Origin of the sequence: Pseudolysinimonas sp. (assembly GCF_044239695.1) — a bacterium.
GTDB lineage: Bacteria > Actinomycetota > Actinomycetes > Actinomycetales > Microbacteriaceae > Pseudolysinimonas_A.
Window position 1 is genome coordinate 21,990 of record NZ_JBIIAW010000016.1, and the last position, 17,620, is coordinate 39,609.

Consider the following 17,620-nt stretch of genomic DNA (forward strand, 5'->3'; position numbering starts at 1 on the left):
GGGCATGCGCCGCGTTCTGCCCGTCCTGACACTCGGCGCCGCGCTCGTGCTCGCCGGATGCGGAGCCTCCCCGCAGACCTCCCCCGGCACGTCGGCGCCGACACCGTCGCCGGATGCCGTGCACGTGCAGCCCTCCGGCGACCCGGTCGAGGTCACGACCGGGCTGACGCTCCCCTGGTCGATCGCCCGGATCGACGCGCAGGAGACGCTCGTCTCGCAGCGCGACGACGCCCGCATCCTCAGCGTCGCCTCCGACCGCTCGCCGGTCGAGGTGGGAGTGGTGCCCGGGGTGTCGCACGGCGGCGAAGGGGGCCTCCTCGGGATCGCCCACCTCGCCGGGGACGGCGACGACGCCTGGCTGTACGCCTTCATCACGACCGGCGACGACAACCGCATCGTGCGCATGCCCTACGACGGCGACTCTCTCGGCGAAGCCGAGGTCGTGCTCGAGGGCATCGCGAAGGCCGGCAACCACAACGGCGGGCGGATCGCATTCGGCCCCGACGGCATGCTCTACGCGACGACCGGCGACGCCGCCCGTCCCGACCTCTCGCAGGACCCCGACTCGCTCAACGGCAAGATCCTGCGGATGACCGCCACCGGGGCGGTGCCCGACGACAACCCGACGGCGGGGTCGCTCGTCTATTCGCTCGGTCACCGCAACCCGCAGGGCATCGCCTGGGATGCCGACGGCCAGTTGTGGGCGGCGGAGTTCGGGCAGAACACCTGGGACGAGTTCAACCGCATCGAGCCCGGGGCGAACTACGGCTGGCCCGTCGTCGAGGGCATCACCGGCGAGAGCGGCTTCGTCGACCCGGTGCTGCAGTGGGCGACCTCCGAGGCGAGCCCGAGCGGGCTGGCGTTCGTCGACGGCACCTTCTTCCTGGCGGCGCTGCGGGGCGAGCGGGTCTGGGCGATCGACATCGCCGACGACGGCACCGCCGGGGCGACGCCGTGGTTCGCGGGCGAGTTCGGCCGCATCCGTGACGTCACCGCCGGTCCCGACGGGTCGCTGTGGTTCCTCACCAACGATGTCGACGGGGGCGACCGGCTGATGCAGGTCGCGCTCGTGCCGGTCACCGAAGGTTAGGCGTGGCCGACCTCGACCGCGTCCGCCGCTGGGCCGACGCCCTCATCGCCCTCCACCTCGACCCCGCGCTCTGGACCTTCGGGTTCGACCACGCCCGCACGCGCGCCGGCCTGTGCGACTACCGCGCGCGACGCATCACGGTCTCCCGTCACCTCGCGGCCCGCTACGAGGACGACGAGATCCACCAGGTGCTGCTGCACGAGGTGGCGCACGCCCTCGCCGGAGCCGGCGCGGGCCACGGACCGCGGTGGAAGAAGATCGCCGCCGACCTCGGCTACGAGGGCAAACGCCTGCACGCGGGGGCGGTCGCCGACGAGCTCGCGACCTGGGTCGGCACCTGCCCGAACGGTCACGTGCACTACCGGTACCGTCGCCCGGCCCGTGCGCTGTCGTGCGCGAAGTGCTCGAAGAGATTCGACACGCGATTTCAGATCGCCTGGGTCCCCCGAAAGGCGGACAGTAACCGGCAAACTGAGTTACGTGAATCCGAGCCGAGAGTTCTCTGAGTGAGCACCGGGCAGTGGCTGATCGCCCCCGAGGGCCTCAGCTGGTTCTTCGACGCGGGCGCTGACAGCCTCGACTTCGCCGCCGCGCCCGAGCCGGTGCACGCCCGCGACCTGGGCGAGTGGCTCGCCGCGCGTTACGAACGACTGGATGCCGGCGAGGCCTCCGACCGCGACCTCACCGACGCGCTCGCCCTCCGCGCGGCCATCGACCGGCTCTCCACGGCCGCCGCCGACCGGGAGGCGCTCGACCCCGACGACGTCGACACCGTCAACCTGTTCGGCGCGACCCCCGACATCCCGCCCGCCCTCACCGGCGGACGCCGCCAGGCCGGCGCCGGGCGCCTGCGCATCGGGCAGGTGCTCTCCACCCTCGCCCGCGACGCGATCGCGATCCTCTCGGCCGAGCCCGAGCGCATCCGCCGCTGCGACGCCGACGACTGCCGCCGCGTCTTCCGCGACGAGTCGCGCACCACGAATCGCCGCTGGTGTTCGATGCAGCGCTGCGGCAACCGCGCCAAGGTGCGCGCGCACAGAGCCAGAGCGGCCGCGCTGGCCAGCTAGGCGCGGTCCTCCCGCGCCGAGACCGACGCGTTGATGAGGTGCCGGGTCGCCCGACGCAACCCCGTGTAGGCGGCCGCAGCTGCTGCGGCTTCGGGCGACTGGTGGTCGATGCCGAGCTCGGCGATCGCGTCGATGACGGCGCCGGCGCCGAGCAGATCCTCCACCGCGAAGCGCAGCGACCCGTCGGGCTGCGTCGCCCCCGCGGCGACGACGGCGATGCGGAACCGCCCACCCAGCTCCTCCTGGCGGGCGAGGCACCACCGCGCGAACTCCTCGGCCTCGGCGAGCGTCGTCACCCGCGCGCCCGCCGGCACCGGCTCGGCGCCGATCTCGTCGACCCAGGCGACGACGTCCGCGTCGACCGCGACGGCGGCGGCGCCGGCGGCGCCCCACTCGAAGCGCACCTGGTAGCTGCTCTGGTTGCGGGGCACGTCACTCACTGAATGAGAGTATCGGCGCCCATCTCCGCGGCGATCACGCCGAAGTCGTGCGCCGTGAGTTCGAGCAACCCGCGCCGCATCAGCCATCCCCAGTTCGGCGTCGACCGGGTGAGGTCGAGCACCGGCAGCAGCGGCGTGATCGGAGTGTCGGCGACGCCCTCGACGTACTCGACGCGTCGGCGCCACGGGCGCACCTCGCCCCGGGTGAGCATCGCGACCGGGGCGGCCTGCCACGGATCGCCGTCGGCGACCCGGCCGATCGCGGTGAACGCCTGAAGGGCCCGGCCGTCGGGGTAGGTCTCGCGGGGCGAGTAGTAGGTGAGCCCGTCACCCGGCGACATCCGCTGGATGCCCGCGCGCGACCCGTGGTTGACCTGCGCGATGCCCTGCTCGACGCCGCGGCGCACGTGATCGCGATGGACGACCGCCAGCCAGTAGCGCATTCGTCGAGTGTGGACTCGACCAGTGACACGGAGGCGCGCGGGCCGCAGACTGACCACATGCGGGTGCTCCTACGTTTCGAGATCGACGCCTATCCGGACGAGGTCTGGGCGATGCTCCACGACCCTCTCGCGCTCGGCCAGGTGGTCGCGCCACTCCTCACCGTCGAGCCGGTCGGCCACCGCCGCTTTCCGCCGACGTGGACCCCGGGCGACCACCTCGTGCGCCTGCGGCTGTTCGGCCTGGTCCCGGTCGGCGACCAGAACATCCGGCTGTCCACGTCGCGGCGCGGGGGTGCGCGCATCCTGGAGGACTCGGGCGGTCCGATCTCGGGGGCACTCGGCATCCTCACCGGCTGGCGGCATCGGATGGCGGTGTCGCCGCTCCCGGACGGACGCACCCTCTACCGCGACCGGCTCGACATCTCGGCGGGATGGCTGACCCCGGTGGTGTGGCTCGGCACCTGGGCGCTCTGGCAGTACCGGGGCATCGGAATCCGGCGGGTCATCGCCTCCCGCCGCTGAGGACTCGCGGGTCGACCCACGGAAGCGGTGTCTCCCCGGAGAGGTTTCGATACGCGTCGCCTGCGGCGGCGCTACTCAACCCGCGGGATCGTGTCGGAACCGCCCCGCGACCTGGGACGAGGTCGCGGGGCGGTGTTATTTCCCTGAGGGGGCTGGAACCCGGCTCAGAGTCGGAGGCGCCCGGCCCGGTGGCGGGGCAGCGCGCGGCGCAGGCTGGCGAGGATGCCGCCGACGACGAGCAGGGCGAGCGCGAGCTGGGAGGCGAGCAGCGGCGAGACACCGGTGAGGGCGAGCGTCGTCATGACCACCGCGCTGTCCTGCAGGGCGAGGGTCGCCAACTGCGCGCCGCCGCCCCGGCCGGCGAGCGTCGGGAGCTCCCACGCGGTGACCTTCGCGGTGTTGACGATCGCCCCACCCGGAGCGCTCGGACTCAGCTGCACCTCGAGGAGCACGTCGGGGGCCTGCTCGCCTGCCCCGAGGTCGCGGTCCAGCTCGCAGGTGATCGTGCCGCCGAAGCCGCTCGCCAGACGGTCCGCGACCACGCAGTCGACCCAGCCCGGGTCACCCGCCGTCGCCGCCGCGAGCGGGGTGACGGTGATGATGCGCAGCACCTCGGGCACGTCGTCGATGAGGATCAGGCCGGTGACGCCGCCGCGGCCGGAGTTGCCGATCTCCATCGTGTAGGTGAAGACGGCTCCCGGGCTGAGGTTCGCCGTCGACGCGGTCTTCGACATCCACAGCTCCGAGGGCAGATCCTCAGGAGTCTCGGCGCACGACGCGGTCGCCGGCGGGTAGGTGATCGCGACCGGCATCGACGGGTTGATCACGAACTCCACGGACGCGCCGGACCGCAGCCCGTAGCTGGGCAGCGTCGGGTCGAGCACGAGGTTCTCCCAGTCGGGGCTCTCCCCGGCCAGCGCGGGACGCCAGCCCGGCCAGGCGATGCCGTTGCCGTCGGCGTCGACCGCGGCGCCGGGGAACAGCAGGCGCCCGGTCACGAGGCCGTCGGCCGCGATCGAGATGTCGTCGGTGTGCACGACGACGCCGTTCGCGTCGAGCCAGTTCACCTGCATCGTGCGTCCGGCGACGTCGAGGTTGCGGGCATCCACCTCGTACTCGAGCCACGGGGCGTCCTGCACGCACTCGGTCGTCGCGTCGACGTCGAGCCACTTCACCGGCGTGCCGACGGTGTCGTCGTCGCCCGACACGACGACGGTCGTCGAGGTGACGGTCGCGGTGTTGAGGATGTCGTCCTGCGCGACCTCCGGGTGGAGGGTCGCCGTGTAGTTGATCTCGGGCGCGGAACCACCGACGCCGAGCACGGTCGCGAGGTCGCAGGAGAGGGTTCCGCCGTAGCCGTCGGAGTCGCGGCCGGTGACGGCGCAGGTCCAGTCGGTGCCGGTGATCGAGGCGACGTCGATCGCCAGATCGGCGTCGAGGTCGTCGCTGACGTTCACGCCGCCGGCATCCACGTCGCCGACGTTCTCGACCGCGATCGTGTAGTGCATCACGTCGCCGCCCTGCACGAGGGTCTCGTCGACCGTCTTCTCGACGTCGAGTTCGCCGGTGAGGAAGCGGTTGGTGACGGTGACCACGGCGGGGCCCGACGTCGACACGGGAACGATCACCGGATGGCCGCCGTCGGTCGACACGGAGCTGGAGATGGCGAGGCCGGCATCCGTCTCGGTCACCGTGCACGACGCGCCCTGCAGGATGTCGTCGACGATCACCGAGTACGAGTTCGCGTCGGTCAGCTCCTGCGTCGCGGACGCGCCGAGGTCGAGCGTCCACCACGTGCCGTCGCGGTCGATGCCGCAGACGAGTTCGACCTCGAAGGGGCCGTCGTCGAACGCCTCGGCACCGGTCGCGGTGATCCGCTCCTTGTCGATGAGCACCGAGCCGGTCGCGAAGTGGTTCTCGATCTCGACGACGCTCTGACCGTTGGCGGGGATATAGCGCGGCGACGGGGCCGAGACGGAGTGGTGCGTGGCCGCACCGGTCTTCGTCTCGCTCACCGTGCAGTCGGCGCCGGCGATGAGGCCCGTGACGGTCGCGGTGTAGCCGTTGCCGGCCGTGAGATCGACGAGTCCCGAGTTGGGAAGCGGGATGTCGAGGTCGCTCTCACCCGGGCGGTCCCAGGTGCAGGTGACCTGCGCCTGGAACGGGCCCGCGCCGTAGAGCGTGTCGGCGCCGGTGACGGTCTTGTCGACGCGCAACGTACCGACATCGAACCGGTTGGTGAGCACGGTGTTCGTCGTGCCCGTGGAGATCGTCACCGAGCGGTCGGCCGCGGCGACGGTCGCGCCACCGGCATCCGTCTCGGAGATCGCGCACACGGTGCCGACGGGGAAGTGCGGGGCCAGCAGTTCGGTGTCGCCGTCCTCGAACGTGAAGCCGTCGTCGAACAGCGTCTGGCCGTCGTAGGTGCACTCCACCGCGACCTCGAAGACGGCGTCGCCGTACCGGTCGGCGCCGGTGACGTCCTTCGTGATCGACAGGCGGCCGCTGGCGTAGGTGTTCGTCACCGTCGCCGTGTACGAGGCCGCGGTGCCGAGCGTCAGCGTGGCCGGGGCGTTCTGCGCCACCGTCGTCGTCGAGCCCGCGCCGAGTCGTACGCCGATCGACGTCGCGCCGTCGGCATCCGATTCGCGCAGCTGGCAGACGGCGGTGACGGGCAGCCCGGTGATGGTGCGCGAGGCGCCGTCGGCGAGGCGGAAGGCCGCATCCCCCGCCGCGAGCGGCACCGCGACGCCGTTGCCGGTGCAGGAGAGGGTGAAGCCGAAGTCGCCGAACGTGCCGACCGTCGCGGTCGTCGAGACCGCCTTGGTGACCGTCAGCTCGGTCTCGCCGTAGGAGTTGGTGATCTCGCCGATCTGCGCCGCGGGCACCGGGGCGGTGGAGGCGGCCGGGGTCGTGATCGCGAGGCGCGCGGCCGTTCCGCCCGGGTTCGCGGGCGAATACGTGGTCGCGCTCGCGCCGCTCGTGGTCTCGGCGACATCGCACGAGGAGCCCAGCGGGATGCCGTCGAGACGCGCCGTGTACGGCACCGCGTTACCGGCGGCGAGGGTGACCACGCCCGACGAGGGCAGCACGACCGGAGCGCCGGCGACGGTGCAGGTGACCGTCGCCGAGAACGAGGTCGGGGCGTAGGCCGCCGAGACGCCGGTGATCGCCTTCGCGACCTGGAGCGGACCGACGGCGAGCTGCACACCCGCGCGCACCGGCTCGACCCGACGCTCGACGTAGCCGACCGGGAACTGGGCCGAGACGCCGAAGCTGTTCCAGGCGCGCGAGGTCGACACCGGCGGGGCGGTGACCGGGGCGAGGCCGTCGCCGGCTGAGGTGGTCGGGGTGTTCACCGTGCGGTAGGTGACGGCGAGGGTCGCGGCCGGGGGCAGCTCGCCGCCCGGGAAGGTGTACTGGATGCGGATGCCGGTGACCGACCCGTAGCTCGCCGTATCGAACGACGGCCCGTCGACCCAGGTGGCCGTCGTGCAGGTCGGGTTCGAGGTGAAGCTCGGGCACGGGTTCGCGCTCGTCGTCACCTGCCAGGTGATCGTCGTCCCGTCCGACAGGGCATCGGTCGCGAGCGCGACGTCGCCGGCGAACACCGGGCGGTAGTTCGAGCCGCGCGAAGCGCCGGTGCCGAGGTAGGTGTCGCCCGAGCGCGGCAGCACGTCGACGACGGTGGCGCCGGTGGCCGGCACGTTGCCGCCGTTCGTGTACTGCAGCTTCCACAGATCGGTCGCGCCGATCTGCGAGTACGCGGCGCACGGGTTGCGGTAGAAGCCCTGGCTGTCGGCGACGCAGGCGGTGGTCGCGTTGTTCACGTTGACCGCGCCGGTGGTCGACACGGTGCCGGTGCCGACATCGCCCTTCACACCCTTGAACGACGAGATCGCGGAGGCCGAGATCGTGGTGACGTCGTTGCTCGTGGCGCAGCCGGTCGCGCCGACCGTGTGCACGCCCTCGCCGTTGCCCGACGAGTTGGTGCAGGCCGCGAGCGTGCGGTCGCTCGTGAACGTCATCGCGTTGACGACGTCGCCGTAGCTCGCCGGAAGCCCCGGGGCCACCTGGAGCGGAACGACGATCGTGTACGTCTCCCCCGGGGCGAGACGTGACCCCGGCGCCCAGCTGAAGGTGAGCGTGCGGGTGCCCGCGTCGTAGTCGAAGACGACGCCGGTGGTCGGCAGGATGCCGCCCGAGGAGGTCGAGTAGGTGATCTCGCTCGTCGGGTCGAACAGCAGCGGCCCGCCGGCGGTGAGCCCGGAATCCACCGGGAGCTGGTCGACGACGACCGGGTTGTCGAGGAAGCCGGTCCCGGTGTTCTCCACGATGAGCGAGAAGTTGACGGTCTCACCCGCGGGGGTGGTCTTCACCGGCGTGTACTTCTCGACGTCGACGCGGAAGGTGCCGGGGTCGAGCGTGAACGCCCGGCTCGCGGTGGCCGTCTTCACGCCGAGCGTCGCGTGCTCGGTCGACCCGTTCACGACGTTGGTGATCGTCGACGGGAACGGGATGCTGCCGCCGTTGTCGCGGTAGGCGGACCGCAGCCGCACGGTCATCGGCACCGTGGTGCTCCACGAGGCCGCGGGCGAGGTCACCGAGAACAGGGAGCCGTCGGTCGTGAAGAAGACGACCCGGATGCCGGTGATCTGCGAGTTCGTGATGCCGGAGGGCAGGGTGGGGTTGCTCGCCACCGCCGTGCCCGAGGTCCACGTCGAGCTCCCGTTCAGCTGCACGTCGACCCGTCCACGGTTGGCGCCGCTCGGCATCGTGATCGTGCCGAGGGAGCGCAACTCGAAGGCGTTCCAGAACGCGGCCTCGGTGTCTTCGACGATCACCTGGCGGGTCGACGCCGTCGAGGTGCTCTGGTTCGCCGTCAGATTCACGACGATGTTGGTGGTGCGGGTCGCTTCGAGCACGGTCGCCGACGAGCCCGAGGCGATCGCCTTGCCGACCGTGATCGCGAGGCTGGCATCCACCAGGGTCAGGCTCGCCGAGCGCGACGCGTACGCCGCGGAGTCGTCGAGCACGCCGTCCCAGGCCTGCGAGAACGCCGAGTTCGTGATCGTCGCCGGTCCGACGAGGGTCGTCGGCGAACTGCGGAGGTACTGGCGCAGCCGGGTCTCGAAGGTCAGGGTCGCGGTGGCTCCGCTCGCGATCGTGCCGCCGTCCGCGGAGGATCCGGCGAACAGGGCGCTCGCGCCCACGACATCCTGCAGGGCGGTCGCGTTGAGGTTGGCCGCCGCGGTGAGCGACATCGACGCGTTGGTGCCGTCGGCGTACCAGAGGATGACGGTCGAGGCGGCCGTGTCGATACCCGAGTTGCTGCTGAGCGTGTAGTTGAGGTCGCGGATCGTGAGGTACTCGAAGGGGCTCGTCGCCGGGTCCCAGGTCTTGCCCGCGTACGGGTTGGTGGTGGCGTCGGCGAGCACGCAGTCGGTGACCGTCCCCGTGGTGCAGGGCATCTGGTCGGTGACCCGCAGGTACCAGGCCCGGGCGTAGGAAGCGTTGGTGGCCGTCATCGCGTACTGCACGGTCGGGTACGACGCCGCCGCGACGTCGCCGAACACGGGGATGGCGATCGGACTGGAGAGGGCGGTTCCGCCCGAGGTGCGCGGCTGCTGCGCCTTCACCAGGGTCACCGACGGGATCGGGTCGAGGAGGTCGATGGTGGAGGTGTCGGACCGCGAGTCCCCATCCATCGTCAGCAGCGCCGTGTTCGCGACCACGCCCGGGTCGGTGGCGTTGAACACGACGTCCTCGGTGATCCACGGGTTGGCCGGGTCGGGGAGCACGGACGCATCGCGCACGCGGTTGCGCAGCTGGAACGTGAGGCTCAGCGTGCGCTCGTCCGGGCCGCTCGCGACTCCGGAGCCGACCGGCGGCGCGAGCGGGTCGGAGGTTCGGGCGTCGGCGTACTCCTCGAAGGTCACGCGCACCCCGAGGGTGTCGGCGCGCTGCGCGGTCGACAGCACGTACGCCGGCATCCCGCCGCGGCAGTCGGCGGCGGTGGCGCAGACGGTCGAGAAGATCGACACCCACGAGTCGGTGGTGTCGCTGTAGAGCTCGATGTCGGTCACCTGGTCGTACGTCACGAGCGGGTCGGTGGCGTCGGTGATCGCCTCGAGGCGGTACAGGTCGAACGCCTGGAACACCGTCGTCGAGACGGCCGCCGTCGGGTCGGCGGGGTCGGTGACGGTCGCGACGTCGTAGCCGCTCACCTCGACACCCCAGCGGATGTCGGCGGTGCGCAGCTGCCCGGACTGCGAGCTGACCGTGCCCGAGACGTCGGTCCACGACTTGTCGAGCATCAGGGCGCCGGCGCCTCCCGGGATCGTCTTGATGACGGCCGTCGCCGAGGCCGACGCGGAGTCGCTGACCCGCACGCCGCCGTCGAGCAGCACGTCGCCCGTGGCGACGACGCCCGCCGTGTTCGTGTAGGTGACCGGGGCGTCGAGGGCCGACGTCGGGTCGGTCGTGCCGCGCACCTCGCTGCGCGCCGTGAAGGCGATGTTGGGGCGCACGCGCGTGCCCTGCGCGAATCCGTCGGTGTTGGTGAAGGTGAAGCGCAGGCCGACGAGCGACGCGCCCCCCGGGATCGCTCCCTGGTACATGAGCGCCGTCGTGGTCGCGGTGACCTCGTCGATCTCGGTCCAGGTGGAACCGTCGGTCGTGCCCTCGATGAGCAGGGTCGCCCCGGCCGGCACCTGGGTCGGCGCGATCGCGACCGCGTTGAACGCCCCCCAGTAGTCGAGGGCGTCGACGCCGCGGACATCCGTGATCACGATCTCCGTCGGACCGACGTAGCCGGAGTCGCTCGAGGTGCGGGCGTCGAGTTGCACGATCGAGCGCCCCCCGGCCGGCACCGCGGCCGTCGGGCTGACCGTCTTGGCGAGCGTGACGTCGACCTGCGGGTACAGCACGGTGAGGGTCGCCGCCGGGTTCACCGGGGTCGCCGCGCCGGCGTCGTTGAGACCCTCGACGCGCGCGGTCTGAGTGAAGGTGTCGGATCCGGGGACGGCGGCCACCGCGTCGGCCGCGACGTCCACCCGGAACGGGACGGCGGCGGTCGCGCCGACCGGGATCGTCCCGCGGAACTCGATCGCGAAGCCCGTGATGCGCTGCCCGGGGGCGAGCGTCGGAGTGGCCGGGTAGCCCGCGCCGACAGCGAGCTCCACCGGGTCGGGGTCGGTGCCGCCGGTCGTGAACCAGGTGACGGTGGCCTCGGTCGCGCCGGCCGGCCACGCCGCCCCGGCGGTGCGGAATCCGCCGAACGTCACGTCCTCGGTGAGGAACGCACCGACGGGCTGCGACACGGTGAGCGACGCCAGGTTGCCGTTCGAGGCGTTGCGGCCGGTGACGGTCGAGATCGTCCAGCCGCCGGCGGGGATGCGCGCCGTCGAGAAGACCGTGGTGCCGCTGACGACGGAGGTCAGCCCGCCGATGACGTAGGTGTCCGACGCGTTCGCGAGCGCGGTGGGATGACCCGGGACCGACACGGTGCCGCGCACGTTCGCGGTCACGGTCGTGCCGGTGATGAGCGACGTCGAGGAGGTGCGAGTGGCGGCGCGTTGCGCGAGGTTGAGCACGATCGAGCCGGCGGAACCGTTCGCGGTGAGCTGCGCGCCGGCGTCCGAGGAGCCGAAGGTGATCCGCAGGCCGGTGACGACGGCGGGATCGGAGGCATCGTCGGGCAGCGCGGCGGTGGCGGCGAACACGCCGTCGACCCAGGTGCCGGCCACGTAGGCATCCACCCGGATGCGGTCCGCACCGGCCGGGAAGGTGACGGCGCCGAAGGACGCGAAGTTCACCGTCTCGAACAGATTGCTCGTCAGAGTCGGGTCGGTCGGGGCGAGCAGCGTGAGCGTCTCGGCTTTCGCGTTCGAGGTGTTGCGCGTCGTGAGCGTCAGCGTCGACGCCTCGCCGACCTTGAACTGGGTCGTGGGCGGGTCCCAGGTCGCGCCGGCGGTGGTCGCGACCGAGTAGGGCACGGTGACGGTCGCGACGGCGGCCGAGCTGACGGTCTCGGCGTTCGTCGCCGAGACGGATGCGGTGTTCGAAACCGCCACCCCGTTGTACTCCCAGTCCGGCGACAGATTGGCCGGCACCGTGAGGTTCACCTGGATCGAGTAGCCGTCACCGGCGGCGATCCCCGCGCCTCCCGCGTGCGAGAAGGTGACCGTGAGCGTGCGACCCGACCAGGAGTACGCCGACGTGCCACCCGGCGGCGGGGTCACGACGACGTTCGTCAGCAGGGTGAGGGCGTCGAACTCGGGCGGAAGGGCGTCGGTGACGGTCGCGTCGACGCAGTCCTCGGAGAGACACTCGACCGCGATCGTGTACGAGAGGGTGTCGCCGGGGGCGAGCGTCGCATCCTGCACGGTCTTCGAGATCTGCAGGACCGCGGTGTAGTCGGGGGCGGCGACCGCCGGGGCGGCGGCGATCGTGCCGGCGAACAGGCCGGTGAGCGCAGCGACGAGCGCCACCCGCGAGAAGACGGCGCGCGATCGGCGACCCCAAGACATGCGGATGAACCCCCCGGCTCCCGCGGAACCCGGGCAGACGCGTCCCTACGTCTGCGGCTTCGGGTGCCGCGTCGGCCACGCTAGGCGCGGCGACACGGGGGTGTCATCGGCCCAGTTGGGGCGCGACCCGCACGGGGGACGCGACTGTCCCCCGAAACCCGGACCCGCCGGACCGAAACCGGGCCTGGTGTACCCCGGCCGTTCTCGGGGCCCTGTCGCGGGGGTCAGCCCAGGACGCCGACGGAGGCGAGGGCCGCGCGCAGCAGCGTGCCGCGGCCGCCCTCCATCTCGGCGTGCACATCGGGTGAGGAGGCCTCGGCAGGCGTCATCCAGGAGAGCTCGAGGGCATCCTGACGCGGCTCGCAGGTTCCCGTCACCGGCACGACGTAGGCGAGCGAGACGGCGTGCTGCCGCTCGTCGAGGAACGGGCTGAGCCCCGGGATCGGGAAGTACTCCGCCACCTGGAACGGCAGCGGGCTCGCCGGCAGCTGCGGGAACGCGATCGGCCCGAGATCCTTCTCGAGGTGGCGGAAGAGGGCATCCCGGATCGTCTCGCCGAACATCACCCGACCCGACACGACGGTGCGGGTGATCGCCCCCTGCGGGTTCGCGCGCAGCAGCAGTCCGACACTCGTCACGACCCCCATCCCGTCGACCCGCACCGGTACCGCCTCGACGTAGAGCAGCGGGATGCGTCGGCGCACCTCGGCCAGTTCGTCGTCCGACAGCCAGGAGGAGTTCGGGTCGGGGGTGCCCACGGAGCTCATGCTCCCCATTCTCACCGTGAATCGGCTGTTTGCCCGAAATGGCCCCTTCAACTCGCGAGAAGGGGCCATTTCGGGCAAACAGCAGAGTGGTTCGGTCCAACCTAGGCTGACGGGATGCCGATCGATCCGAGCACCGTGATGTGGAGCACCCCGGAGCGGGAGCGCGCGGGCCGACCGCACCTCGTGCTGCTGCACGGCTACGGCAGCAACGAGGGCGACCTCTTCCAGCTCGCGCCCTATCTGCCGCTCGGGATGGTGATCGCAGCTCCCCGCGCGCCGCTGCCGCACCCGATGGGATTCGGCTACTCGTGGTTCCCGCTCAACGACGAGGTCGAGGGGATCGGCGTCGATCAGGCCGCCGACGACCTCGCCGCGTGGATCGCCGAGAACGTGACCGGCAAGGCGTCGCGCGTCGGCATCCTCGGGTTCTCGCAGGGTGGGGTTCTGGGGCTGCAGGTGCTGCGCCGGCATCCGTCGGTCGTCGACGCACTCGTGATGCTCGCCTCCGCGCGGCATCCGCAGCCCGACCCGGGCGACGACGCGATGGCCGCCCGCCGCCCACCGGTCTTCTCCGGGCGCGGCACGGCGGATGAGGTCATCCCGGCGTGGCGCTTCGCCGACACCGCCGACTGGCTGCCCGACCATTCCCGGCTCACCGAGCGCATCTACGAGGGGCTCGGGCATTCGGTGTCCGACACCGAGCTTCAGGATGTCGTCGGGTTCCTGACCACGAACCTGGGCGACGCGGCCTGATCAGCAGCCGTGCTCCCCGGCACGTGACCGCACGGGGCGGCGGCTGACGGTCGTTGCGAGGAACATAGGGGGATGCACGCGGCCCTCGAGCGCTTCACCCCCGCGACGCGGGAGTGGTTCACCGGCGCGTTCCCGGAGCCGACCCCCGCGCAGGCCGGGGCGTGGGAGGCGATCTCGTCCGGGCGGCACGCACTCGTCGTCGCGCCGACCGGCTCCGGCAAGACGCTCAGCGCGTTCCTCTGGTCGCTCGACCGGCTGGCCTCGTCGCCGAAGCCCGACGATCCGCAGCAGCGCACCCGCGTGCTCTACATCTCGCCGCTCAAGGCCCTCGGCGTCGACGTCGAGCGCAACCTGCGCGCCCCGCTCGTCGGCATCTCCGCGACCGGACGTCGCATCGGGCAGGACGTGCCGCCGATCACCGTCGGGGTGCGATCGGGTGACACCACGAGCGCCGACCGGCGCCTGCTGCAACGCGAGCCCCCCGACATCCTCATCACCACTCCCGAGTCGCTGTACCTGATGCTCACCTCGGCGGCCCGCGAGACCCTCACCGGCATCGAGACGGTCATCGTCGACGAGATCCACGCGGTCGCGGCCTCGAAACGCGGCGCGCACCTCGCGGTGACGCTGGAGAGACTGGATGCCCTCCTCGACAAGCCCGTGCAGCGCATCGGACTCTCGGCGACGGTGCGTCCGATCGAGGAGGTTGCCCGCTTCCTCGGCGGGCAGGCCCCCGTCGTGATCGTGCAGCCGCCGGCGGCGAAGACCTTCGACCTGCGGGTCGTCGTGCCGGTCGAGGACATGACCGAGCTCGGGGTGCGTTCGACCGACCCGGTCACCCCCGGGCCGGGCGAACCCGAGGAGACCGGACTGCAGAGCGCCGGCTCGATCTGGCCGCACGTCGACCGGGCCATCGTCGAGCAGGTGCTCGAGCACCGGTCGACGATCGTGTTCGCGAACTCGCGGCGGCTGGCCGAGCGCATCACGGCGTCGATGAACGAGATCTACGCGGAGATGCTCGAGCCGGTTCCCGTCAGCGGGTCGAGTGCCGCCGCAGGCGGTGTATCGAGACCGAGGACCGCCGACGTCCCCGCCCAGATGATGGGCCAGTCGGGCGCGACCTCGGGTGCCGAGCCGTTGTTGGCCCGCGCCCACCACGGCTCGGTGTCGAAGGAGCAGCGTGCCGAGATCGAGGACGCGCTCAAGTCGGGCCGCCTGCGCTGCGTCGTCGCGACGTCGTCGCTCGAACTCGGCATCGACATGGGGGCCGTCGACCTCGTCGTCCAGGTCGAGACGCCCCCGTCGGTCGCGAGCGGGCTGCAACGCGTCGGCCGGGCCGGGCACCAGGTGGGTGAGATCAGCAAGGGCGTACTCTTCCCGAAGCACCGCGCCGACCTCCTCGGCACGACCGTCGTCAGCGAGCGGATGCGCACCGGGCTCATCGAGGCGATCTCGGTGCCGCAGAACCCGCTCGACATCCTCGCGCAGCAGACGGTCGCCGCCGTCGCCCTCGACACGATCGAGGTCGAGGAGTGGTTCGAGACGGTGCGGCGGTCGGCCCCTTTCAGCACCCTCCCGCGCAGCGCGTACGAGGCGACGCTCGACCTGCTCGCCGGTCGGTATCCGTCGGATGAGTTCGCCGAGCTCCGCCCGCGCATCGTCTGGGACCGGGTTGCCGGCACGATCGCCGGGAGACCCGGGGCGCAGCGGCTGGCGGTGACGAGCGGCGGCACGATCCCCGACCGGGGGATGTTCGGCGTCTTCATCGTCGGCACCGAGGACCCTTCGACAGGCTCAGGACAGCGCGGCGCTGCACGCCGGGTCGGAGAGCTCGACGAGGAGATGGTCTACGAATCCCGGGTGGGGGATGTCATCGCCCTCGGCGCGACGTCGTGGCGCATCGAGGAGATCACGAGCGACCGGGTGCTGGTCACCCCGGCATTCGGGCAACCCGGGCGCGTGCCGTTCTGGAAGGGCGACGGACTCGGGCGCCCCGCCGAACTCGGCAAGGCGATCGGGGCGTTCACGAAGGACCTCGCCGCGAAGCCCGCCGGCATCGAGGACCGGCTGCGCGCGAGCGGGCTCGACGAGTGGGCCGTCGGCAACCTGGTGCGGTTCGTCGAGGAGCAGAAGATCGCGACCGGGGCCGTGCCGACCGACACGACGCTGCTCGTGGAACGGTTCCGTGACGAACTCGGCGACTGGCGGATCGTGCTCCACTCCCCCTACGGCACCCCCGTGCACGCGCCGTGGGCGCTCGCGGTCTCGGCGCGCATCCGCGAACGCCTCGGGGTCGAGGGCTCGGCGATGGCGGGCGACGACGGCATCGTGGTGCGCCTCCCCGACACCGATGCCGATCCGCCCGGTGCGGAGCTGTTCCTGTTCGAACGGGAGGAGCTCGAAGAGCTGGTGACCCTCGAGGTCGGCGGTTCGGCGCTGTTCGCGTCGCGGTTCCGCGAGAACGCCGCGCGCGCCCTGCTGCTGCCCCGCTACAACCCGGGCCGCCGCAACCCGCTCTGGCAGCAGCGTCAGCGCAGCGCCCAGTTGCTGGATGTCGCCCGCAAGTACCCGTCGTTCCCGATCATCCTCGAGACGGTGCGCGAGGTTCTCCAGGATGTCTACGACCTCCCGGCCCTCGCCGACCTCACGACCGACCTCGCGAACCGCGCCGTGCGGATGGTCGAGGTGGAGACGACATCGCCGTCGCCCTTCGCCCGCTCCCTGCTGTTCGGCTACGTCGCGGCGTTCATGTACGAGGGCGACTCCCCGCTCGCCGAGCGTCGCGCCGCGGCCCTCTCCCTCGACCCCACCCTGCTCGCCGAACTGCTCGGTCGCGCCGAGTTGCGGGAGCTGCTCGACCCGAAGGTGCTCGCGCAGACCGAACTCGAATTGCAGCGCCTCGACCCCGACCGCAAGCTCACGGGCTCCGAGGGTCTCGTAGACCTGCTCCGTCTCCTCGGCCCGATGTCGGTCGACGAGCTCGAACTTCGGTGGTCGAGTAGCGATCCGGAGGATCGCGTGTCGAGACCCGCCGAGCTGCTCGAGGCGCTGGCGCGCGAGAACCGGGTGATCCGCGCGACGATCGCCGGGGACGCGCGATGGGCGGTGGTCGAGGATGCGTCGCGACTGCGGGATGCCCTCGGGGTGCCGCTGCCGATCGGCGTGCCGACGGCCTTCCTCGATCCCGTCGACGATCCCGTGGGAGACCTCGTCTCCCGCTACGTGCGCACGCACGGGCCGTTCACCGCGCAGGAGGCGGCCGACCGCCTCGGCCTCGGCGTCGCGGTGATCACCGACGTGCTGCGGCGGTTCGCTGCCGACCGGCGAGTGGTGGAGGGCGAGTTCCGGCCCGGCGCGACCGGCACCGAATGGGTGGATGCCGAGATCCTGCGCCGTCTCCGTCGCCGCAGTCTCGCGGCTCTGCGCAGCGAGGTCGAGCCCGTGCCGCAGCGGGCGCTCGGCCGGTTCTTGCCGAACTGGCACCGGTTCGGCGACCTCCGCGGCGTCGACGGACTCGTCACCGCGATCGACCAGCTCGCCGGCGTCGCGCTCCCCGCCAGCTCGTGGGAGAGCCTCGTGCTGCCGAGTCGCGTGCGCGACTACTCTCCGGCGATGCTCGACGAGCTGACCGCGACCGGTGAGGTGCTCTGGTCGGGGCGCGGCGAGCTACCCGGCGGCGACGGCTGGGTCGCGCTGCATCTCGCCGACGCCGCGTCGCTCACCCTGTTCGAACCGAACCTGACCGAGCAGAGCGACCTCCACGGCCGCATCATCGACGCTCTCGCCGGCGGGGGTGCGTTCTTCTTCCGGCAACTGTCGACGGCGCTCGGGGTCACCGGGCCCGTGGACGACAAGGACCTCGCCCGCGCCCTCTGGGATCTCGTCTGGGCCGGCCTCGTCGGCAACGACACGCTCGCGCCGCTGCGGTCCCGCCTCGGCGCGACGACGACCCGTGCCCGCGCGACCCCCCGCGCGCGCGGGCGACGGGCGACGGGCCGGGTGCTGTC

Annotated in this window: 10 protein-coding genes; 6 read left to right on the plus strand and 4 right to left on the minus strand. The window is 71.9% G+C overall.

Features of this window, described 5'->3' with window-relative positions:
• Window positions 1-4 precede the first annotated feature (4 nt).
• From ACILQS_RS04275 to ACILQS_RS04285, 3 genes are read left to right on the plus strand one after another with little or no spacing between them, the layout of a single operon-like run.
• Window positions 5-1,090: a PQQ-dependent sugar dehydrogenase gene (locus tag ACILQS_RS04275; protein ID WP_395638866.1), complete on the plus strand. Its 1,086-nt coding sequence runs from the start codon at window positions 5-7 to the stop codon at window positions 1,088-1,090.
• A 2-nt stretch (window positions 1,091-1,092) separates the two neighbouring features.
• Complete coding sequence (locus ACILQS_RS04280; RefSeq protein ID WP_395638867.1) at window positions 1,093-1,596, plus strand: SprT-like domain-containing protein; 504 nt, start codon at window positions 1,093-1,095, stop codon at window positions 1,594-1,596.
• Entirely contained in the window at window positions 1,597-2,157 is a 561-nt protein-coding gene (locus ACILQS_RS04285; RefSeq protein WP_395638868.1) for a CGNR zinc finger domain-containing protein, read from the plus strand.
• Here ACILQS_RS04285 and ACILQS_RS04290 read toward each other — a convergent pair.
• Entirely contained in the window at window positions 2,154-2,597 is a 444-nt protein-coding gene (locus ACILQS_RS04290) for a hypothetical protein (protein ID WP_395638869.1), read from the minus strand. The genes ACILQS_RS04285 and ACILQS_RS04290 overlap by 4 nt on opposite strands.
• Window positions 2,594-3,040 (minus strand): EVE domain-containing protein, encoded by a 447-nt coding sequence (locus tag ACILQS_RS04295; protein WP_395638870.1) that lies wholly within the window; start codon window positions 3,038-3,040, stop codon window positions 2,594-2,596. The genes ACILQS_RS04290 and ACILQS_RS04295 overlap by 4 nt, the downstream gene beginning before the upstream one ends.
• Window positions 3,041-3,097: 57 nt before the next feature.
• Between ACILQS_RS04295 and ACILQS_RS04300 the strand changes: the two genes are divergently transcribed.
• Entirely contained in the window at window positions 3,098-3,562 is a 465-nt protein-coding gene (locus ACILQS_RS04300) for a hypothetical protein (protein ID WP_395638871.1), read from the plus strand.
• Between the two features lie 164 nt (window positions 3,563-3,726).
• Here the strand turns inward: ACILQS_RS04300 and ACILQS_RS04305 are convergent, their stop codons facing one another.
• Window positions 3,727-12,093: a DUF5979 domain-containing protein gene (locus ACILQS_RS04305; protein WP_395638872.1), complete on the minus strand. Its 8,367-nt coding sequence runs from the start codon at window positions 12,091-12,093 to the stop codon at window positions 3,727-3,729.
• 224 nt (window positions 12,094-12,317) lie between these two features.
• Complete coding sequence (locus ACILQS_RS04310; protein ID WP_395638873.1) at window positions 12,318-12,860, minus strand: NUDIX hydrolase family protein; 543 nt, start codon at window positions 12,858-12,860, stop codon at window positions 12,318-12,320.
• Between the two features lie 114 nt (window positions 12,861-12,974).
• Here ACILQS_RS04310 and ACILQS_RS04315 point away from each other — a divergent pair, with 114 nt between their 5' ends.
• The gene (locus tag ACILQS_RS04315; protein ID WP_395638874.1) at window positions 12,975-13,613 is read left to right on the plus strand and encodes an alpha/beta hydrolase; all 639 of its coding nucleotides are present in this window, start codon (window positions 12,975-12,977) and stop codon (window positions 13,611-13,613) included.
• Between the two features lie 72 nt (window positions 13,614-13,685).
• Window positions 13,686-17,620: ATP-dependent helicase (locus ACILQS_RS04320; RefSeq protein WP_395638875.1), on the plus strand; the 3,935-nt coding region annotated here is incomplete at its 3' end.